The following is a 20,123-nucleotide window of genomic DNA, read 5'->3' on the forward strand; positions in this document are numbered from 1 at the left end:
GTCGGCGGGGCACGGCCGTGCGTCGCGCGATGAACGGTTGACCGGTCGGAACGTACGGATGGGCCGGGACGTTCGGACCGGCAGGATGGGAGGGACCGGCCGGATCGTAGGGATCGAACGGATGGGCCGGATCGTTCGGACGGGTTGTCTCGATGGGAAGGTCGGGTTCGGTCGGATCAGGGGCGCGGACGCGTCCGGGTCAGCGGACCGCGGTCACGAACTCCGCCCAGCTGTCGGGGGAGAAGAGCAGCGCCGGCCCGTCCGGGGCCTTGCTGTCACGCACGGCGAGCAGTCCGGCCAGGGGGCCGGTGGCCGGCCGGGCCGTCTCCACACAGTTGTTCGCCCCCGTGCTGTAGCTGCTGCGCAGCCACCGCACATCGCGCAGGGCGAGGCTGGAAGGGATGGTCCCAGGCGGTGCGGGCATCGTGCCTCCTTACGCGCCGGCCGCTGCGCCGGCGATGAAATCCAACGACTCCTCGGGTGAAAGGGCGTGCGTCGAGAGGGCGTCGAAGGCCTCCGAGTACGCCCGGAGGTCTTCTTTCCGTTCCAGGTAGTGACTACTCGTCAAGTGGTCGAGAACAACCACATCCAGGTCAGATGTACGCGAGAACGAAAAGATGACGAACGGACCCGTCACACCGATGTGTGCGCCCGCACTGAACGGCAGCACCTGCAGGCGTACTTGGGGCAACCGGGCGGCCTCGATCAGCCGGTCGAGCTGGCGGGACATCACTTCCGGGCCACCCACTTCCCGGCGTAGAACCGCCTCGTCCAGAACCGCGTTCAGCTCCAGCGGCGGATCGGCCCGCAGGACGTCCTGCCGGGCCAGCCGTACCTCCACGAGCGCGTCCAGGCGCTCCTCCGAGGTGCCCTCCAGGGCCGCCTCCGTCACCGCCCGCGCGTACTCCGGGGTCTGCAGCAGTCCCGGGATCACCGTGGTCTCCAAGGTGCGCATCGCGCTCGCCTGGGACTCCAGACTGATGAAGTCACGGTAGGTCGGGGGCAGAACACCCCGGTAGGCATGCCACCAGTGGTCCCGCCCGTCGCCCTTCCCGGAGCCCGACAGCACCAGCAGCAACTCCCGCAACTGCGGTTCGTCCACGCCGTAGACGTCGAGCAGCAACCGTACGTCGGCCGGTTTCACCCCGCTCGTGCCCGTCTCGATGCGGCTCACCTTCGACTGGTGCCAGCCTGCCAGCCGGGCCGCGTCCCCACTGGTGAGTCCCGCCGCGGTGCGCAGCGCGCGCAGTTCGGCGCCCAGTTTTCTGCGGCGCACCGCGGGACCGTGCTGCATGGGCCTCTCCTTACTCCTTCCGGGCCGCCCGGATACGGTCTCCCGTCGCAGAGTTCACCGCTTTGAGCGACAGATATATGCATATCTTGGTGGATCGCCGCGCCGCGCCCTGCGGTGATGGCAGTCTGGCGACGAACCACCAGTGCGGGACCGTACTCGAACCAGCCGCTCCGTGTCCGGACTGCGGTCCCGTGGGAAAGGGACGACGTCGCCATGGCAGACCATCTGGAAGCATCCGTCACTCTGCCGAGCGATCCCGCCTCGGTCGCCGCCGCGCGGGCCCACGTGGCCGGCGCGCTGGCGGAATGGGGCCTGCCACAGGACGCCGAACTGTACGACACGGTGCGGCTGATCGTTTCGGAACTGGCCACCAACGCGGTGCAGCACACTCTCGGCCAGTCACCCACGTTCACGGTCGACGTCGTCCTGGTCCGTGAGGAACGGGTACACATCGGTGTGACGGACAGTCACCCGCGTCTGCCCAAGCGGCTGCCCGCCGCGGTCCAGCAGGACAACGGGCGCGGCCTGGTCATCATCCGCTGGCTGACCGCGGAATGCGGCGGCAGGCTGAGAGTCCGCCCCACGCGCCAGGGCGGCAAGACCGTCGCGGTCGAACTCCCCTGGCCGGGGACCACGGTCACCGCCCCGCCGACGGAGGCGGTCACGGCGGCGGTGCAGCCGGAGCTCTGACAGCACGTCACGGCACGGGCCGGCGGGTGGTGAAGGGGCACGGAAGGGCCTCAGCGGGACGTCCTGTGGGCGGCGTCCGGCCCACGGGACGGTCACGACCGGGCGGCGGCGCTCCCGCGGGCGCCGCCGCCACCGTCGGTCACTTCACGCGGCCGTACCAGACGCTCTTGGTCCAGATCTTCTGCTTCCGCACGACGTCCCCGGTCTTCGGGGCGTGCCAGATCTTGTTGTCACCCGCGTAGATCCCGACGTGGTAGACGTAGCTGCCCGAGTGGAAGAACACCAGGTCCCCGGCCTTCCGGCTGCTCTTGGAGATGTGCCGGGATTTGTTGTACTGCTGGGCGGCCGTGCGGGGCAGCTTCTTGCCCGCCTTCTTGAACGAGTACAGCGTCAGGCCCGAACAGTCGAACCGGTTCGGCCCGGTGGCGCCCCACGCGTACGGCGCGCCCTTCTTGGACGCCGCGACCTTCAGGGCCTTGGTGCCCGCGGTCGCCGCCGCGGCCTCCGAGGCCGCTCCGGGGACCGCGATGGAGCCACCCACGGCAGCCAGGGTGAGGGCCCCGGCCGTGCCGGCCCGGGCCATGAGAGACGGGACACGATTGAGCGCACTCATGCGCAACCCTTCGTCAGCCGCCTGTGAAGGATGACCTGTCGGATTCGGGCTGGCGAAGTAGCCCGGCCGCGTCAGCGGCTTCACCCCAAGGGCTGCTCGGAACGTGAGCTCCGGCGACCCGTCGTGCTTGGGTCCTCCACTCCTGCCGATCCACTCCTGTCGACCGGTCATCCGGGCGGCGGCAGGACTCGGCGTCCGCCCGGATCGCCCCGCCGCGGCGGCGGGGTCTTGTCGTCAGTCAGGGATCTTGCTTCATTTCGCGGTCGATTTCCCAACGGAACGGGGGGTTTGTGTTGTTACTCACCACTCACCCGTTCGGGTGGACAGCTGTCCGTTCGACTCGCCGTCGACGAGGCGGAGGAGCCCCGGACCAGCGACGGAATGCTCAATTCCGCCTGACGGGCGCGCGTGTGGTGCAACTTCGACAGCACCGAAACAGGAGGTATGTCTACGCCGGATGGGGGTACGCCGTTCGGTCCGGTTCACCCGTGCGCGGCGTGTTCCGGCGAGCGGGCCCGGCGTTCCGCGCCCGCTCGCGTCAACTCCCGGCCTGCGGCGGCAGCGTGACCCTGGCCGTGCGCCGCTCGCCGTCCAGCACCCGCAGCGCCCGCGCCAGGGTTTCGGCATGCAGCTCGCTCTCGCCGCGCCGGTGCATCGACGTCAGGGCGTCGCGCAGCGCGACCGCCTTGCCGACCAGTGCCTGGGCGGCGCGCAGGCTTCGGTAGGTGTCGCCGCCCTGGGCCGGGTTGACCCGGCCGAGCTGGTCGACGACCTCCAGGTAACGGTCGATCAGTTCGGCTTCCGCGCGGGTCAGTGCGGGCAGCGGGGGCAGTTCCGGTGGCAGCATCCGCGGCTCACCTCGCGCCGGTGGCGGGGTGGGCGGCCCTGTGGTGCGGCACGATCCGGTCTGCCAGGCCGTAGTCCACCGCGGCCTGCGCGTCGAGGGCCATGTCCCGCTCCAGATCCTCGCGCACCCGCCGCACGGGGCGGCCGGTGTGCCGCGCCAGCAGCTCCTCCGTGCGGACCCTGATCCGGTTCAGCTCGTCGGCCTGGACGGCCAGGTCGCTCGCCCTGCCCTCCACCGGCTCCGGCAGGGAGGGCTGACGGAGCACCAGGCGGGAGCCGGGCAGTACGTAGCGCTTGCCCGGGGTGCCGGCGGCCAGCAGCAGCGCGGCGGTGCCCTCCGCCCGGCCCAGGCAGACCGTCTCGACGTCGCAGGTGACGTAGGTCAGGGCGTCGTGGAGCCCCGACATGGCGTGGAAGGGGCCACCGGGGGAGTTGACGTACAGCGAGACGTCCCGGTCGGGGGAGTGGTGCTCCAGGTACATGAGCTGGGCCGTCACGTCGTTGGCCGCGGTCTCGTCGATCCGCGTCCCGAGGACCACGATCCGCTCCTCGAGGAGCCTCGCGTACGGATCCGTCGTCCGGTGCCCGGATGCCGTGCGGTCGGTGAACTCGGGCAGGACGTGGCGGGCGGACGGTCGGGTCATGGTGCCCTCCTGTCTCGTTGTCTGTAAAAAATGTACAGGACGTACGTCACGTTATGATGGCCGCATGGCATACGAGATTCCGGTGACCCAGGCCAGGGCCGAGCTCGCCGACCTGATCAACCGCGTGGTGTACGGCGGTGAGCGGGTCGTCGTGACCCGGCACGGGAAGCCCCTCGTCGCCCTTGTCTCCGCCGATGACCTGCGACGACTCGACGAGATGAAGGATGTGCCGGAGGGGGCGGAGGAGTCGGTGATCAGTACGGTGGCCGGGGTGCGCGAGGTCGCGTCCGCCCCTCGCGAACACCACCGCTTCGGCATCGCCGCGGAACACCGGGGCCCGGCCCCTTCTTGACATCGGCGTCACCAGCCCCGGCGCCCCGCCACGCCCCGGGCCGCCACGCAACCCAGGGCACCCCGGCCCGTCGTGCCGCCCCGGGCGCCCCTGCCGCCCAGCCACAGGCGCTCACGCCCAGCCGAAGGCAGATCCGCCGCCTCATCCGGGGCGCTCCTACCGCCCAGCCGCGGGCAATCGTGCCGCAGGGGCGACGGGGGTCCCCCCGCTCGAGCGAAGCCAAGAGTGGGCGAGGCTGGGCGCGACGGCACCCTCTCGCCGTGGCCGAGGGCTAAGCGAAGATCCGCGAGGCGTGGGGCGACATGGCGCAGAGCTACAAGGACGCCGGCCTGCTGCCCGAGTACGCCGACGTGGACGCGATGGCCCGCGCGATGATCGCGCTCGTGCAGGGCTTCGCCGCCCGGATGGCGATGTTCGGGGACATCCCGCCGCAGGTCCTCGCCGACGGCACACGTGCCCTGATGGCCACGGGCCGCACCGCCTCCCCCGCCTGAGCCGGGAGGGACGCCGGCCCTGACGGTGACTCGCCGTGCCGTTTCCCGGTGCCTGAGTCGGGAGGTGCGCCCGCCCGGGTGACGACACGCCGTGCCGCGTTCCGTACCTGGGCCGGGCCGCCGCGCGGTTAACGTCCTCGAAACGCCGCCCGGCTAGCCTCCGGGTCCACGCCACCGGGGAGCCTTCCCGTGGCCGCGGCCACCGGGCCCCGCACGGCCCGGAGCGAGGACGGTGAGGTGGATGCCGTGCAACTGACCCCGCACGAGCAGGAGAGGCTGCTCATCCATGTGGCGGCCGACGTGGCCGCCAAGCGCCGCGAGCGCGGACTGAGGCTGAACCACCCCGAAGCGGTCGCGCTCCTCACCTCGCACATCCTCGAGGGCGCCCGCGACGGCCGTACCGTCGCCGAACTGATGGCGTCCGGGCGGAAGGTGCTGACCCGGGACGACGTCATGGAGGGGGTCCCCGAGATGATCCCCGACGTGCAGGTGGAGGCCACCTTCCCGGACGGCACCAAGCTCGTCACCGTCCACGACCCCATCGTCTGACGGGAGGAGCCGCCGTGACACCCGGAGAGATCCTGTTCGCCGAGGGCCCGATCGTCTACAACGAGGGCCGCGAGACCACCCGGCTCACCGTCCTCAACGCGGCCGACCGGCCCGTGCAGGTGGGCTCCCACTACCACTTCGCCGAGGCCAACCCCGGCCTGGAGTTCGACCGGGAGGCGGCCCGCGGCAAGCGGCTCGACGTGCCCGCCGGCACCGCCGTACGGTTCGAGCCCGGCATCCCCGCCGAGGTACGGCTGGTGCCGCTGGCCGGGACGCGCACCGTACCCGGGCTGCGCGGGGAGACGGGGGGCGCGCTCGATGCCTGAGATCTCCCGTGAGGCGTACGCCGACCTGTTCGGGCCGACCACCGGTGACCGCGTCCGGCTCGCCGACACCGATCTGCTGATCGAGATCGAGGAGGACCGCTCGGGCGGCCCCGGACGCTCCGGCGACGAGGCGGTGTTCGGCGGCGGCAAGGTCATCCGCGAGTCGATGGGGCAGTCCACCGCCACCCGCGCCGACGGCGCCCCCGACACCGTGATCACCGGAGCGGTCGTCGTCGACCACTGGGGCGTCGTCAAGGCCGACGTCGGCATCCGTGACGGCCGGATCACCGGCATCGGCAAGGCCGGCAACCCCGACACGATGGACGGGGTCCACCCGGACCTGGTGATCGGCCCCGAGACCGAGGTCATCGCCGGCAACGGACGGATCCTGACCGCCGGGGCGATCGACGCGCACGTCCACTTCATCTGCCCGCAGATCGCCGACGAGGCGCTGGCCTCCGGCATCACCACCCTGGTCGGCGGCGGCACCGGACCCGCCGAGGGCTCCAAGGCGACCACCGTCACCCCCGGCCCCTGGCACCTGGCGCGGATGCTGGAGGCGATGGAGGCGTACCCGCTGAACATCGGGCTGCTCGGCAAGGGCAACACGGTGTCGCAGGAGGCGCTGCTGTCGCAGATCCGGGGCGGCGCCGTAGGGCTGAAGCTGCACGAGGACTGGGGTTCCACCCCCGCCGTCATCGACGCCGCGCTCACCGCGGCCGACCGGACCGGCGTGCAGGTCGCCATCCACACCGACACCCTCAACGAGGCCGGTTTCGTGGGCGACACGCTCGCCGCGATCGCCGGACGCGGCATCCACGCGTACCACACCGAGGGCGCGGGCGGCGGACACGCCCCGGACATCATGACCGTGGTCTCCCAGCCGCACGTGCTGCCCAGCTCCACCAACCCGACCCGCCCGTTCACCGTCAACACCGTCGAGGAGCACCTCGACATGCTGATGGTCTGCCACCACCTGAACCCGTCGGTCCCCGAGGACCTGGCCTTCGCCGAGTCGCGGATCCGGCCGTCCACCATCGGTGCGGAGGACGTGCTGCACGACCTCGGGGCGATCTCGGTCATCTCCTCCGACTCCCAGGCGATGGGACGCGTCGGCGAGGTGATCATGCGGACCTGGCAGACCGCCCACGTGATGAAGCGCAGGCGCGGCGCGCTGCCCGGCGACGGCCGTGCAGACAACCACCGGGTGCGTCGCTACGTCGCCAAATACACCATCAACCCGGCCGTGGCGCAGGGCATGGCAGGCGAGATCGGCTCGGTGGAGAGCGGCAAGCTGGCCGATCTCGTGCTGTGGGAGCCGAAGTTCTTCGGGGTGAAGCCCCATCTCGTCCTCAAGGGCGGGCAGATCGCCTACGCGCAGATGGGGGACGCCAACGCGTCCATCCCCACCCCGCAACCCGTGCTGCCCCGGCCCATGTTCGGCGCGATCGGCCGGGCGCCCGCGGTCAACTCGGTCAACTTCGTGGCGCAGGAGGCCCTCGACGCGGGCCTGCCCGACCGGCTGGGCCTCGGCAAGCGGTGGGCGGTCATCGACTCCACCCGCTCGGTGACCAAGGCGGACATGCGCGAGAACGACGCCCTGCCGGACGTGAGGATCGACCCCGACAGCTTCGCCGTGCGCATCGACGGGGAACTGGTCGAGGCGACACCGGCCGAGGAGCTCCCTCTCGCCCAGCGCTACTTCCTCTTCTGATGTCCAGGACAGCGCTGCTCGTCCTGGCCGACGGACGGTTCCCCGCCGGCGGGCACGCCCACTCCGGCGGGGCGGAGGCCGCCGTCCGCGCGGGGCGGATCACCGGGGCGGTGAGCCTGGAGCGCTTCTGCCGGGGGCGGCTGCACACCACGGGCCGGGTGGCGGCCGCGCTGGCCGCCTCCGCCGCCCTGGGCGTGGACCCGGGGGCGCTGGACGCGGCCGCCGACGCCCGCACCCCCTCGCCCGCGCTGCGCACCGCCGCCCGCAGGCTGGGCCGGCAGCTGCTGCGGGCCGCCCGCGTCACCTGGCCGGCGGACGAACTCGACGTACTGGCCCGGCGGTTCCCCAAGGGGGCGCACCAGCCGGTGGTGCTCGGGGTCACCGCCCGGGTGGCCGGGCTCGGCCCGGAGGACGCGGCGCACTGCGCCCTCTACGAGAGCGTCGGCGGGCCCGCGACCGCGACGGTACGGCTGCTCGGTCTCGACCCGTTCGACGCGACGGGGGTCCTCGCCCGGCTCGCGCCGGAGGCGGACGAGGTCGTGGCGACGGCCGTCGGGGCGGCCCGCCGCGTCCTGGACGAGGGGACCGACGCGCTGCCCGCGGCGTCCGCCCCGCTGCTGGAGGCGTACGCCGAGGCCCACGCGGCCCGATCCGGCCGGCTGTTCGCCTCGTGAGCACACACTCCCGGGGGGCCTGGTTCCTTCGCTTCGTGAGCGCGCACTCCCGGGGAGCCTGGTTCCTTCGCTTCGTGAGTCCGGACCTGGGGGCTGGGTTCCTTCGCTTCGTGAGCGCGCACTCCCAGGCGGCTTGGTCCCTTCGCTTCGTGAGCCCGCACCCCGGGGCTCGGCCCCTCGCCCGCGAGCGTCGCGCCCGGGCCGCAGCCCGGTTCGTGCTCGGGGGCGGCGGTGTCGGGGCTTGGTCCGGACCCGCCTCGGGGGTTCGGGCGCCGTACGTGGTCCGGTCCTGTCTCCCGCACGGGAGGTCCGCCGTGCGAGCGCCCCGGCCCGCCTCGTGCGCCGGCACCCGCCCGGCCCGAACCTCGGACGGCCTGGTGGGCAGAACGCTCCCGGGCGCGCCGGTCCACTGTCGCAGCCGGGCCGCCCGGCCCCACCCGCCCCTCCGCGGGCAAGTCCCCGAGCCCACCCGGCCCCCCACGCCCGCGCCCACCGGGCACACCCCTCACCCGACCCCGACGGCCCGTCTCCGCACCCGGCGCGCCGTGATCCTGGAGGTGCCGCATGCATCGTGACCACTCCTTCCCGTACGGTGGGCCCGCCGTCCTCGGCGCCGACGCCCGCCGGCCCGACGGGACCCGGCGCGCCCTGCGCATAGGGCTCGGCGGCCCCGTCGGTTCCGGGAAGACCGCGACCGTCGCCGCGCTCTGCCGGGCGCTGCGCGAGGAGGTGTCGCTGGCGGTGGTGACCAACGACATCTACACCCGCGAGGACGCCGAGTTCCTGCTGCGCGAGGCCGTGCTCCCGGCCGAGCGGATCACCGCGGTGGAGACGGGCGCGTGCCCGCACACCGCGATCCGCGACGACATCTCCGCCAACCTCGAAGCGGTGGAGGACCTGGAGGAGACGGTCGGCCCGCTGGACCTGGTGCTCGTGGAGTCCGGCGGGGACAACCTCACCGCCACCTTCTCCAAGGGACTGGTCGACGCGCAGATCTTCGTGATCGACGTGGCGGGCGGGGACGACATCCCGCGCAAGGGCGGCCCCGGTGTGACCACCGCCGACCTGCTGGTCGTCAACAAGACCGACCTCGCGCCGTACGTCGGCTCCGACCTCGGCCGCATGGCGGTCGACGCCAAGGCCCAACGGGCCCATCTGCCCGTGGTGTTCCAGTCACTGCGGGAGCAGAGCGGGGTCGCGGAGGTGGCCCGCTGGGTGCGGGAGCGGCTCGCCGCGTGGGCGGCGTGAACACCGCGGGAGTCCGGGCCGAGGTGCGGGTGCGCGCCCGCGCGGACGGCCGGGGCGGCACCGCGCTGCCCGTCCTGGAGAGCCGTGGCCCGCTCACCCCACGGCGCACACGGGGGAGCGGTGCCGCGGCACACGTCCTGCTCGTCGGCGCCATGAGCGGTCCGCACGGCGGGGACCACTTCACGGTCCGGGCCGACGTCGGCCCCGGGGCACGGCTGCGGCTCGGCTCGGCCGCCGCCACCCTCGCCCTGCCGGGCCAGCACGGCGGGCAGGCGCGCCAGGACGTACGGATCACCGTGGCCGAGGGCGGCGAACTGCACTGGCTGCCCGAGCCGTTGATTTCCGTCACCGGCAGCGAGCTCACGGTCCGCACCCACGTCGACCTCGCCCCGGGAGCCCGGCTGGTCCTCCGCGAGGAACTGGCCCTCGGGCGGGCCGGTGAGCAGCCCGGGCGGCTCACCTCCCGGCTGACCGTACGGATCGACGGGAGCCCGGTCCTCGACCAGGAACTGGACTGCGGCCCCGGCGCACCCGGCGGCTGGGACGGGCCGGCCGTGCTCGGCGGACACCGGGCCGTCGGGCAGCTCGTCGTGGCCGACCCGGAGTTCGCGGAGAAGCCGGTCGCCGCCGCCGCGCCCGGGGACGGCACGGCCGTGCTGCCACTGGCCGGTCCCGCCGTGCTCGTCAGCGCGGTGGCGCCGGACGCCCTGCGGCTGCGGCGCCTGCTGGACGCGGCACCGGGCTCCTTCGCCCGGGCATCCGCCTGACGCCGCCCCGCGTCCGCATGCCACAACTCCCACGTCCGGTTATCGGATTGGCAAAGGAAACGTATCCCCTCTGTCCCCCGTGGCGTCCAGGGGGCGAGGATCCTCCCCCGTACCCATCGAAACCTTGTACGGGGAGGCCCCCTTGAGGGACAGCAGACCGAAGAGGCGGGTGGCGGCGCTCGGTTCGGCCGGCGTGCTCGTCACGGCGACACTCATAGCCGGCGCCGTCGCGGCGCCCACGGCGAGCGCGACGGCCGCCCACGAGAGCAAGGACCGCGAGGCCAAGGGCGTGGCGGTCGCCGCCGCCCGGGCCGCCAAGACCGGCATCGACTGGCGGGACTGCCCCGCCGACTGGAACCTGCCCACGCCCATCCAGTGCGGCTGGGTCTCGGTGCCGCTGGACTACGCCAAGCCGAACGGCAAGCAGATCAAGCTCGCCGTCGACCGCATCGGCAGCACCGGCACGAAGAGCGAGCGCCAGGGCGCGCTGCTGTACAACCCCGGCGGCCCCGGCGGTTCCGGTCTGCGCTTCCCGACCCGGGTCACCGCGAAGAACCCCGTCTGGGCCAACACGGCCAAGGCGTACGACTTCGTGGGCTTCGACCCGCGCGGCGTCGGTAAGTCCGCGCCCATCTCCTGCGCCGACCCGCAGGAGTTCGTCAAGGCGCCCAAGGCCGACCCGGTGCCCGGCTCCGAGGCAGACAAACGCGAACAGCGCAAGCTGGCCCGCGAGTACGCCGAGGGCTGCTACGAGCGCAGCGGCGCGATGCTGCCTCACATGACCACGCCGAACACCGCACGTGACCTCGACGTCATCCGCGCCGCCCTGGGCGAGAAGAAGCTCAACTACCTGGGCGTCTCCTACGGCACCTACCTCGGCGCCGTGTACGCCACCCTGTTCCCGGGCCACGTGCGCCGCATGGTCGTCGACAGCGTCGTCAACCCCTCCCGGCAGAAGATCTGGTACCAGGCCAACCTGGACCAGGACGTCGCCTTCGAGAGCCGCTGGGCGGACTGGCAGGACTGGGTCGCGAAGAACGACGCCACCTACCACCTCGGCACCACCCGCGCCGCCGTCCAGGCGCAGTGGCTGAAGCTGCGCGCCGCCGCCGCGAAGAAGCCGCTCGGCGGCGTCGTCGGCCCGGCGGAGCTGCTCGGCTTCTTCCAGAGCGCCCCGTACTACGACTCGGCGTGGGCCTCGACCGCCCGGATCTTCAGCCAGTACGTCGCCGGTGACGCCCAGGCGCTGATCGACGCCGCCTCCCCGGACCTCACCGACACGGCGGGCAACGCGGCCTCGGAGAACGGCAACGCCGTCTACACCGCGGTGGAGTGCGCCGACGCCAAGTGGCCCACGAACTGGCGCACCTGGGACCGTGACACCACCCGGCTGCACCGTGACCACCCGTTCCTGACCTGGTCCAACACCTGGATGAACCTGCCCTGCGCCACCTGGCCGGTCGCCCAGCGGACCCCGGTCGAGGTGAAGACCGGCAAGGGTCTGCCCGCGGTGCTGATCGTCCAGTCCGAGCGGGACGCGGCCACCCCGTACGGCGGCGCCGTCGAACTGCACAAGCGGCTCAAGGGCTCCCGCCTGATCACCGAGCGGGACGCCGGCTCGCACGGCGTCACCGGCCTGGTCAACCCCTGCGTCAACGACCGGGTCGACACCTACCTGCTCACCGGCAAGGTGGACCGCTCCGACGTGACCTGCGCCCCGCACGCCACGCCGAAGCCGTAGTCGTCGTAGTCGTACGACAGTGAGGGGCGGCCGGAGTGTTCCCGCCGCCCCTCACCCGTGTCCGTGGTGCTCACCGCAGCGGCATGCGCGGTGTGCGCCGCTTCTCCTCCGCCTTGCGCTTCTCCTCCGCCGCCTTCACGTCGGCCGCGTACCGGTCGACGTACTCCTGCTCGGAGAGGGAGAGGATGGCGTACATGATCTCGTCCGTGACGGCGCGCAGGATCGCCTTCTCGTTCTCCATCCCGGCGTAGCGCGAGAAGTCCAGCGGCTCGCCGAAGCGGATCTTCACCGGATGGATCCGGGGGATCTTCCGGCCGGGCGGCTGCGCCTCGAACGTGCCGATCATCGCGCAGGGAACCACCGGAACGCCCGCCTTGAGGGCCATCACCGCGACGCCGACCTTGCCCTTGTACAGGCGCCCGTCGTGCGACCGTGTGCCCTCCGGGTAGATGCCGAGCAGTTCCCCCTTGCCCAGCACCCCGAGCCCCTCGCGGATGGCCGCCTGCCCGGCGTCCTTGCCCGAGCGGTCGACGGGGATCTGGCCCGCGCTGTGGAAGAAGAACGCCGTCAGCCGCCCCTTGATGCCGGGCCCGGTGAAGTACTCGGCCTTGGCGAGGAAGGTGATGCGCCGCTTGAGCACGGCCGGCATCAGGAAGTGGTCGGAGAACGACAGATGGTTCCCCGCCACGATCGCGGCGCCGGACGACGGAACATGCCCCAGGCCCTCTATTCGAGGCCGGAAGACCAGTCTCAGGAGCGGGCCCAGCAGCACGTATTTGAGCAAGTAGTAGAACAAAAGCACGCTCCTCGACTCTGGGAAGGCGGGGTCGCCGCGTTCCAGCAGGTCATCCGGCACGTCGTGAACTGCCAGTCTAGGACCGGGAGACGGGGCCGGGCACCACGTTCGACGGGAACCGGAACGCACCGCCCCGGACGGCCCGCCGCACGGCAGTCAGGCCGCCGCTCGCGCGCCCGCGGGTACGCTCGGCGGTATGCGGATCTCCGTCTCCTCCGACATGGACGAACCCGTGGCCCGCGCCCTCCTCGCCGAACTGCGCGAACGCGGCCACGAGGTGCGTGCGCACGGTGCCCTCGCCCCCGGGGACGACCCCCAGTGGGCGGCCTGCTCCGAGGCGGCGGCCCGCGAGGTCGCCGACGGCACCGCCGACCAGGCGGTGGTGTGCTGCTGGACCGGCACCGGCGCCTCGATCGCCGCCAACAAGGTGCCCGGCGTGCGGGCCGCCCTGTGCGCCGACGCGTACACCGCCGACGGCGCCCGCCGCTGGAACGACGCCAACGTACTGGCGCTGAGCCTGCGCCTCACCTCCGTCCCGCTGCTCAGGGAGATCCTCGACGCCTGGTTCGCCGGCCGGCCCAGCGAGGACCCCGAGGACCGGTCGAACGTGGAGCGGACGGCACGCCTCGACCGGGCGCGCACCGGCTCCTGACCGGCACGGGGCACAGGCTCCACGGGTTTGCCGGGCGTCGTCACAGCCGTACGACGACCAGCGCCGTGTCGTCCGTGGCGCCCCCGGGCGGCAGCAGTTTCCGCAGCACGGTGTCCGCCAGCGGCTCGGGATCCAGCGTCCGGTGCCGGCACAACGCGTCGGCCAGCCGCCGCAGCCCGGTGTCGATGTCCTCACGGCGCCGTTCGATCAGCCCGTCGGTGTACAGCACGAGGGTCGCCCCCGGCGCGAAACCGGTCGACGCCTGGGGCCGGGGCCTCGGTTCCGGGCGGGCGTCGAGCGGCGGGTCGGTGGCCCGGTCGAGGAACTCCACCCGCCCGTCGTGGTGGAGCAGTACCGGCGGCGGATGACCGGCGCTGCTGTAGGTGACGACGTGCCGGTCGAAGTCGATGAAGGTGGTCACCGCGGTCGCCGACTCCGCCCCGTCCACCACATGGGCGTACCGGCCCAGCACGTTCAGCGCCTGGGCCGGCCCGTCGGCCACCCGGGAGGTGGCGCTCAGCGCGCTGCGCAACTGGCCCATGACACCGGCCGCCTCCAGGCCGTGTCCCACCACGTCGCCCACCGACACGCCGATGCGGTGGCCGCCCACCAGGTCGACCAGGTCGTACCAGTCGCCGCACACGTTCAGCGAGCCCACCGCGGGCCGGTACCGCACGGCGGCCCGGTGATGGCCCATCTGCCGGCTCGCCGGGAGCATGGCCTTCTGCAGCACCAGCGCCACCTCGCGCTCCCGGGCGTGTGCCTCACGCAGCCGGTTGTTGAGCTCCTGCAACTCCCGGGCGCGCGTGTACAGCTCGGCCTCCAGCACCCGGCCCGCGGCGTCACCCCCCGAGCCCCGGGCGCGCACGAACTCGGTCACCTCCTCGATCCGGTGCACGATCAGCCGCACCCGTCCGTCCGGTGTCAGCACCGGGCTGTTCACCGGCGACCAGTAGTGCTCCTGCCAGTTCCCGGAATGCTCCGGGCTCTCGACGTCGTAGCGCTGCAGCGCCATCGCGTCGCGCTCCCCGGTGGCCAGCACCCGCAGCAGCGAGGCCCGCAGATGATGCGAGTTCTTCGCCTCGCGCACGTTCACGGGCTCCGGGAACACGTCGAACACGTGGCGGCCCAGCAGGGACTCGCGCGGGCGGCCGGTTCCGCGCACATAGGCCTCGTTGACGTCCGCGAACACCAGGTCGGGGGTCAGAAGCGCCACCATGCCCGGCAGCGCACGGTAGACCGCCTCGTAGTCGATCGACACCTGCGCCATGACCCTGCCTCACTCCGGCGGCGCGGTCAGCGACTGCTCCGCCCAGATGATCTTCCCGTCGGGTACGAACCGGGTGCCCCAGCGCTCGGCGAGCTGCGAGACCAGCAGCAGTCCGCGGCCGCCCTCGTCCATCGCGCGGGGATGACGCAGATGCGGGGCGGTGGCACCGCCGTCCAGCACCTCGCACACCAGCGCCCGCTCCCGGATCAGGCGCAGCCGCACGGTCCCGGAGGCGTGCCGGATCGCGTTGGTGACCAGCTCGCTGACCAGCAGTTCCGTGGTGAACATCAGGTCGTCGAGGCCCCAGCGGGACAACTGGTCCTGAGCGGTCCTGCGGGCGTCGGCCACCACGGCCGGGTCGGGCGCCAGCTCCCACGCCGCGACCTGCTCCGGCGCCAGCCGCCTGGTCCGCGCCATCAGCAGGGCCACGTCGTCGTGCGGGCGGGAGGGGACCAGCGCGTCGACCACGGACCGGCAGCCGACCTCCAGCTCGCCCGCCGTCCTCTCCAGGACCCGCCGCAGCCGCTCCCGGTCGGCCTCCGTGCCGTCCCCGCCGTGCGCCAGCAGGCCGTCCGTGTGCAGCACCAGCGTGCTGCCCTCGCCCAGGGAGAGCTCCACCGCCTCGAACGGCGGGCCGCCCACGCCCAGCGGCGGCCCCTGCGGCAGCTCCACGAAGCCGACCGTGCCGTCCGGGGCCACCACGGCGGGCGCCGGATGGCCCGCGGCGGCCATCGTGCACCGGCCGTCCGCCGGGTCGTACACGACGTACACGCAGCCGGACCCCACGGAGTGGCCCGTGCCGTCCCCGACCTCCCCGTCCTCCCCGTCCCCGCCCTCCCCGTCCTCGCCGTCGCCGTCGTCCCGCGCCGACCGGGACGCCAGGTCGTCCAGGTGCGCGAGCACCTCCTCGGGCGGCAGGTCTATCGCGGCCAGCGTCCGGACCGCCGTGCGCAGCCGCCCCATGGCCGCGGCGGCGCCGATGCCGTGCCCCGGCACCTCGCCCACGACCAGTGCGACCCGGGCGCCGGACAGCGGGATCAGGTCGTACCAGTCGCCGCCGAGGCCGGTCAGCTCGTCGGCCGGCCGGTAGCAGGCGGCCACCTGCACGGCGTCCTGCTCGGGCAGCCGGCGCGGCAGGAGACTGCGCTGGAGGACGAGGGCGGCGTCCCGCTCGCGGGTGTAGCGCCGCGCGTTGTCCACGCAGACGGCGGCGCGGGAGACGAGGTCCTCGGCCAGGTGCAGGTCGTCCGCGTCGAAGGGATTCTGGCGGCGGCGGAAGAAGCTGGTGATGCCCAGGGTGACGCCGCGGGCCCGGATCGGGACGATCATCACGCTCTGCAGGCCCAGCTCCAGGAAGGTGGACTCCCGGCCGCCCGGTGTCCCCACGGCCCACTCGACGCCCAGCGGGTCGAGCTGCTCCTGCCGCCACGACCGGCCCGTGGTCAGACACCGCACCGGCGGCGAGTCGGCCAGGTAGGTGACCACCGCGCCGCTGTCGACGACGGTCCGCGGCAGGTCCTCGAACAGCGACCGGTGCCCCGCCCGGCGCAGCGGCACCCGCGCGGACCCGGCGAGCGGCTCCGGGGCCGGCTCGGCGCCCCGCAGCACCGTCTCCAGCAGGTCCACGGTGACGAAGTCGGCGACCCCGGGCACGGCGACGTCCGCCAGCTCCTGCGCGGTGTTCATGATGTCGAGGGTGCGGCCGATGTACTCGCCGGCCCGGTCGAGCAGGGCGAGGCGCTGGCGGGCGCGGTGCCGCTCGGTGATGTCGACGACGGTGTAGTACACGCCCATCGGGCGGCCCCGGTCGTCCTGGAGCCGGGTGAACGACAGCATGTGCGCGGTCTCCCGCAGCGGCGCCGAGCGCACCCGGCCGACGTGCTCGTAGTCGACGACCTGTTCGCCGGTCTCCAGCACGTGCCGCATCCGCTCCTCGACGGCGTCGGCGTTCATGCCCGGCTGGACGTCCGCGAACCGCAGCCCGAGGCGCTGCGCGGCGGGGCCCCCGCCGAACTGCTCCAGGGCGGCGTTGGACCACACGTAGCGCAGGTCGGTGTCCACGATCGCGATGCCGATGGGGTTCCCGTCGACGATCTGTTCCAGCACGTCGCGGCTCATGTCCCAGCCGGGGGCGTCGGCCAGCTCCGACAGCAGCACCAACAGCGAGCCGGGGCCGCGAGGCGTCGCGGTCGGGGCGACCCGCACCATCAGCTCGACCGGCTGCCCGTCCCGGTGCCGGGCGGTCATCAGCCCCGCCCATTCGCTGTCGCACAGGCACCGCTCGATCAGGTCCGGCACCCGCTGGGCGTCGTCGGGTTCGAGCAGGTCGGCGAACTTGCGGCCCACGGCCTCCGCCGAGGTGTGGCCCAGCAGCCGTTCCGCCCGGGTGGTCCAGCCCGCCACCAGGCCGTGCGGGTCCAGCAGCAGGGGCGCGGCGTCGGCCACGTCGAACCCCTGTCGGGTTACTCCCCGCTCCTTGTGTCCGTCCACGGACGGCCTCTCTGTCGCTGAGAGTGCTCTGTCACCTTTGTCCCCATTCCTTCCCCCATCTTCACCCCGGGGACGGTCCGGGGGCTTCCCGGGCGTGGGCCACCGGTGCACCCGGTGCGGACCCGGGGGCATGCCGGTGCCCCCGCCGTAACAGCCGGCGGGGGCGGTGACGGCCAGGGTCAGGACCCGTTGCCGATGACCTTCTCCAGCGTGCGCAGCGCCTCCCGCAGCTCCTCCGCGGTGATCGTCAGCGGAGGCGCCAGACGCACGGTCGAACCGTGGGTGTCCTTCACCAGGATGCCCTCGCGCATGAGGCGCTCACTGATCTCCCGGCCGGTGCCGAGCGCCGGGTCGACGTCCACGCCCGCCCACAGGCCCCGGCTGCGGAACCCGGTGACGCCCTTGCCGACGAGCGCCTCCAGACCCTCCCGCAGGACCACGCCCAGCTCCGCCGCCCGCCGCTGGAACTCGCCCGTCTCCAGCAGCTCCACCACGGCCGTGCCCACCGCGGCGGCCAGCGGGTTCCCGCCGAAGGTCGACCCGTGCTCACCCGGACGGAATACCTGGAGCACCTCGCGCCGGCCCACCACCGCCGACACCGGCACGATGCCGCCGCCGAGCGCCTTGCCGAGCAGCACCACGTCCGGGACGACCGACTCGTGCTCCACGGCCAGCGTGCGGCCGGTGCGGCCCAGCCCCGACTGGATCTCGTCGGCGACGAACAGGCAGCCCGCGCGCCGCGTCAGCTCCCGCACCCCGGCCAGATAGCCGTCGTCCGGGATCACCACGCCCGCCTCGCCCTGGATGGGCTCGATCAGTACCGCCGCCGTCGTCTCGTCGACGGCCGCCTCCATGGCCGCGAGGTCGTTGTACGGCACCACCCGGAAACCCGGGGTGAACGGGCCGAACCCGGACCGCGCGACCTCATCCGTGGAGAAGCTCACGATCGTCGTCGTGCGGCCGTGGAAGTTGTCCGCAGCCACCACGATCGTCGCCCGGTCGGCGGGGACGCCCTTGACGTCGTAGGCCCACTTGCGGGCCACCTTGATGCCGCTCTCCACCGCCTCGGCGCCGGTGTTCATCGGCAGCACCATGTCCAGGCCGGTGAGCGCGGCCAGCCGCTCCGCGAACCCCGCGAGGCGGTCGTTGTGGAAGGCGCGGGAGGTCAGCGTGAGCCGGTCCAGCTGGCGGTGCGCCGCCTCGGTCAGCGCCGGGTGCCGGTGGCCGAAGTTCAGCGCCGAGTAACCGGCCAGCATGTCCAGGTACCTGCGGCCCTCGACGTCCTCCACCCAGGCGCCCTCCGCGCGGGCGACGACCACGGGCAGCGGGTGGTAGTTGTGTGCGAGGACCGGCTCCTCCGCGCCGATCAGCTCGGCGGACGAACGCGTACGGGCGACAGAGGTCATGGGCGGATCTCCTGAGTGCAGCACTTGATGCCCCCGCCCGCCTTGTGGAACTCGGACAGGTCGACGGGGACGGGAACGTAACCGCGGTCGGCGAGCCGGTCGGCGAGGGCCGTCGCCTCCGGCGAGATGAACACCTGACGGCCGTCCGAGACGGAGTTCAGGCCGAACGCCATGGCGTCCTGGCGGGTGGCGAGCACGGCGTCCGGGTACAGCCGCTCCAGCACCTCACGGCTGCCCGGCGAGAACGCCTCCGGGTAGTACGCGACGTTCTCCTCGTCCAGCACGAACAGCGCCGTGTCGAGGTGGTAGAAGTACGGGTCCACCAGCGTCAGGCCGATCACCGGCACCCCGAAGAACTCCTGCACCTCGCGGTGCGCCTCGGGGGTGGTGCGGAAACCGGTCCCGGCGAGGATCCAGCGCCCGGCGGGCACCAGGTCGCCCTCGCCCTCGCACACCGACTCCGGATGATGGACGTCGAATCCCTGCGCCTTGAACCAGGCCTCGTACGGCACCGACTCCGGGCGCCGCTCCGGCGCGTGGAAGCGGGAGCCGAAGACGCGGCCCCCCACGACGACCGCCGCGTTCGCGGCGAACACCATGTCGGGCAGCCCGGGCAGCGGTTCCACGGTGTCCACGGTATGGCCGTGGCGGCGGTAGGCGTCGACCAGCGCCAGCCACTGCCGCCGGGCGAGTGAGACGTCGACGGGACGGTCGGGACTCATCCAGGGATTGATCGCGTACCGCACGGCGAAGAACCGGGGTTCGCAGACGAGAAAGCGCCGTGGGCGCGCCACACGTGATTCGGGCACGAAGGGGTTCCTCCGCTTCACACGGTGTCAACAGGGGGTGACTCCACGGTACGAACGAAGCCTCACGGCCGACAAGCGACGGATCCTGCGCGTCCACGCAGGAACACTGCGTCTTTCCGCCCCTCAGCGCACGTCCGGTGCGTCGTCCGGGGCGGGCTGCGTCACTCCCGCCTCAGGACTGTCGGGCAGCAGGTGCGACAGCACCATCACGCTGATCGTCTTCCGGATGAACGGCTCCTGGCGGATGCGCTCCAGCACCTCCTCGAAGTGCTCCACGTCCCGCGCCCGCACGTGCAGCAGCGCGTCCGCGCCCCCGGTCACCGTCATCGCCGCCGCGATCTCCGGATGGTTGCGCACCACCTCCGCCAGCCGCCGCGGCGGCGCCGCCCCCTCGCAGTACACCTCCACGTACGCCTCCGTGCGCCAGCCCAGCGCGGAGGGGCGCACGGTCGCCGTGAACCCGGTGATCACCCCGGTCTCCCGCAGCCGGTCCACCCGGCGCTTGACCGCCGTCGCCGACAGACCGACGGACGCCCCGATCTCCGCGAAGGACGTCCTGGCGTTCGCCATCAGAGCGGTGACGATCTTCCGGTCGAGTTCGTCGAACGGCGTGGGCCTGCTGTTCATGCGGGCACTGTATCCACGCCGGCCCCACGGCCACCCCGCGTCCGCCGCGGAGACGGCCGGGCGCCCGATCGCCCGGCAACGCCCTTGTCCGGCACGTAGTCCCGACCCGGAGATCCCCCCT

Annotated in this window: 22 protein-coding genes and 1 riboswitch; of the genes, 11 read left to right on the forward strand and 11 right to left on the reverse strand. The window is 72.9% G+C overall.

Going from position 1 to position 20,123, the window contains the following annotated elements; all coding sequences use genetic code 11:
- Window positions 1-199: 199 nt before the first annotated feature.
- The gene (locus B100_RS0113155; RefSeq protein WP_024884905.1) at window positions 200-424 is read right to left on the reverse strand and encodes a DUF397 domain-containing protein; all 225 of its coding nucleotides are present in this window, start codon (window positions 422-424) and stop codon (window positions 200-202) included.
- Between the two features lie 9 nt (window positions 425-433).
- Complete coding sequence (locus B100_RS0113160) at window positions 434-1,294, reverse strand: Scr1 family TA system antitoxin-like transcriptional regulator (RefSeq protein WP_024884906.1); 861 nt, start codon at window positions 1,292-1,294, stop codon at window positions 434-436.
- 213 nt (window positions 1,295-1,507) lie between these two features.
- On the opposite strand from B100_RS0113160, the gene B100_RS0113165 reads away from it, so the two are divergent.
- Complete coding sequence (locus tag B100_RS0113165) at window positions 1,508-1,984, forward strand: ATP-binding protein (RefSeq protein WP_024884907.1); 477 nt, start codon at window positions 1,508-1,510, stop codon at window positions 1,982-1,984.
- A 139-nt stretch (window positions 1,985-2,123) separates the two neighbouring features.
- Here B100_RS0113165 and B100_RS0113170 read toward each other — a convergent pair whose 3' ends face one another.
- The 3 genes from B100_RS0113170 to B100_RS0113180 form a co-directional block, all read right to left on the reverse strand.
- On the reverse strand, window positions 2,124-2,597 hold the full coding sequence (locus B100_RS0113170; RefSeq protein ID WP_024884908.1) for a C40 family peptidase: 474 nt from the start codon (window positions 2,595-2,597) through the stop codon (window positions 2,124-2,126).
- A gap of 3 nt (window positions 2,598-2,600) precedes the next feature.
- A riboswitch (cyclic di-AMP (ydaO/yuaA leader) is annotated at window positions 2,601-2,788 on the reverse strand.
- A gap of 347 nt (window positions 2,789-3,135) precedes the next feature.
- Complete coding sequence (locus B100_RS0113175; RefSeq protein WP_024884909.1) at window positions 3,136-3,444, reverse strand: hypothetical protein; 309 nt, start codon at window positions 3,442-3,444, stop codon at window positions 3,136-3,138.
- Window positions 3,445-3,451: 7 nt separating this feature from the next.
- Window positions 3,452-4,087, reverse strand: a complete 636-nt coding sequence (locus B100_RS0113180) for an ATP-dependent Clp protease proteolytic subunit (RefSeq protein ID WP_024884910.1) — start codon at window positions 4,085-4,087, stop codon at window positions 3,452-3,454.
- Between the two features lie 64 nt (window positions 4,088-4,151).
- Here B100_RS0113180 and B100_RS0113185 point away from each other — a divergent pair, with 64 nt between their 5' ends.
- From B100_RS0113185 to B100_RS0113225, 9 genes are all read left to right on the forward strand, one after another.
- Window positions 4,152-4,439 (forward strand): type II toxin-antitoxin system Phd/YefM family antitoxin, encoded by a 288-nt coding sequence (locus B100_RS0113185; RefSeq protein ID WP_024884911.1) that lies wholly within the window; start codon window positions 4,152-4,154, stop codon window positions 4,437-4,439.
- A 302-nt stretch (window positions 4,440-4,741) separates the two neighbouring features.
- Window positions 4,742-4,933 (forward strand): hypothetical protein, encoded by a 192-nt coding sequence (locus tag B100_RS36955; protein ID WP_024884912.1) that lies wholly within the window; start codon window positions 4,742-4,744, stop codon window positions 4,931-4,933.
- Between the two features lie 246 nt (window positions 4,934-5,179).
- Entirely contained in the window at window positions 5,180-5,482 is a 303-nt protein-coding gene (locus B100_RS0113195) for an urease subunit gamma (protein ID WP_199785245.1), read from the forward strand.
- Window positions 5,483-5,496: 14 nt separating this feature from the next.
- Window positions 5,497-5,808, forward strand: a complete 312-nt coding sequence (locus B100_RS0113200; protein ID WP_024884914.1) for an urease subunit beta — start codon at window positions 5,497-5,499, stop codon at window positions 5,806-5,808.
- Window positions 5,801-7,522 (forward strand): urease subunit alpha, encoded by a 1,722-nt coding sequence (locus B100_RS0113205; protein WP_024884915.1) that lies wholly within the window; start codon window positions 5,801-5,803, stop codon window positions 7,520-7,522. Before B100_RS0113200 ends, B100_RS0113205 begins: the two co-directional genes overlap by 8 nt.
- Window positions 7,522-8,196 carry an urease accessory UreF family protein gene (locus tag B100_RS0113210; protein ID WP_024884916.1) on the forward strand — a complete coding sequence of 225 codons (675 nt, stop codon included), beginning with the start codon at window positions 7,522-7,524 and terminating at the stop codon, window positions 8,194-8,196. Before B100_RS0113205 ends, B100_RS0113210 begins: the two co-directional genes overlap by 1 nt.
- 564 nt (window positions 8,197-8,760) lie before the next feature.
- Window positions 8,761-9,444, forward strand: a complete 684-nt coding sequence (ureG, locus tag B100_RS0113215) for an urease accessory protein UreG (protein WP_024884917.1) — start codon at window positions 8,761-8,763, stop codon at window positions 9,442-9,444.
- Window positions 9,432-10,211: an urease accessory protein UreD gene (locus B100_RS0113220; RefSeq protein WP_024884918.1), complete on the forward strand. Its 780-nt coding sequence runs from the start codon at window positions 9,432-9,434 to the stop codon at window positions 10,209-10,211. Before ureG ends, B100_RS0113220 begins: the two co-directional genes overlap by 13 nt.
- A 142-nt stretch (window positions 10,212-10,353) precedes the next feature.
- Entirely contained in the window at window positions 10,354-11,952 is a 1,599-nt protein-coding gene (locus tag B100_RS0113225) for an alpha/beta hydrolase (protein WP_024884919.1), read from the forward strand.
- A gap of 70 nt (window positions 11,953-12,022) precedes the next feature.
- Here B100_RS0113225 and B100_RS0113230 read toward each other — a convergent pair whose 3' ends face one another.
- Window positions 12,023-12,748 (reverse strand): lysophospholipid acyltransferase family protein, encoded by a 726-nt coding sequence (locus B100_RS0113230; protein WP_024884920.1) that lies wholly within the window; start codon window positions 12,746-12,748, stop codon window positions 12,023-12,025.
- Between the two features lie 196 nt (window positions 12,749-12,944).
- Here B100_RS0113230 and B100_RS0113235 point away from each other — a divergent pair, with 196 nt between their 5' ends.
- Window positions 12,945-13,400 (forward strand): RpiB/LacA/LacB family sugar-phosphate isomerase, encoded by a 456-nt coding sequence (locus tag B100_RS0113235; protein WP_024884921.1) that lies wholly within the window; start codon window positions 12,945-12,947, stop codon window positions 13,398-13,400.
- Window positions 13,401-13,440: 40 nt separating this feature from the next.
- Here B100_RS0113235 and B100_RS0113240 read toward each other — a convergent pair whose 3' ends face one another.
- From B100_RS0113240 to B100_RS0113260, 5 genes are all read right to left on the reverse strand, one after another.
- Complete coding sequence (locus B100_RS0113240; protein WP_024884922.1) at window positions 13,441-14,670, reverse strand: SpoIIE family protein phosphatase; 1,230 nt, start codon at window positions 14,668-14,670, stop codon at window positions 13,441-13,443.
- Between the two features lie 9 nt (window positions 14,671-14,679).
- Window positions 14,680-17,160: a SpoIIE family protein phosphatase gene (locus B100_RS0113245; RefSeq protein ID WP_024884923.1), complete on the reverse strand. Its 2,481-nt coding sequence runs from the start codon at window positions 17,158-17,160 to the stop codon at window positions 14,680-14,682.
- Between the two features lie 179 nt (window positions 17,161-17,339).
- Complete coding sequence (gene rocD / locus B100_RS0113250) at window positions 17,340-18,566, reverse strand: ornithine--oxo-acid transaminase (protein ID WP_024884924.1); 1,227 nt, start codon at window positions 18,564-18,566, stop codon at window positions 17,340-17,342.
- Complete coding sequence (ddaH, locus tag B100_RS0113255) at window positions 18,563-19,375, reverse strand: dimethylargininase (protein WP_024884925.1); 813 nt, start codon at window positions 19,373-19,375, stop codon at window positions 18,563-18,565. Before ddaH ends, rocD begins: the two co-directional genes overlap by 4 nt.
- Window positions 19,376-19,498: 123 nt before the next feature.
- Window positions 19,499-20,002, reverse strand: a complete 504-nt coding sequence (locus B100_RS0113260) for an Lrp/AsnC family transcriptional regulator (RefSeq protein WP_024884926.1) — start codon at window positions 20,000-20,002, stop codon at window positions 19,499-19,501.
- Between the last annotated feature and the right edge of the window lie 121 nt (window positions 20,003-20,123).

It is taken from the genome of Streptomyces sp. CNH189 (genome assembly GCF_000527195.1).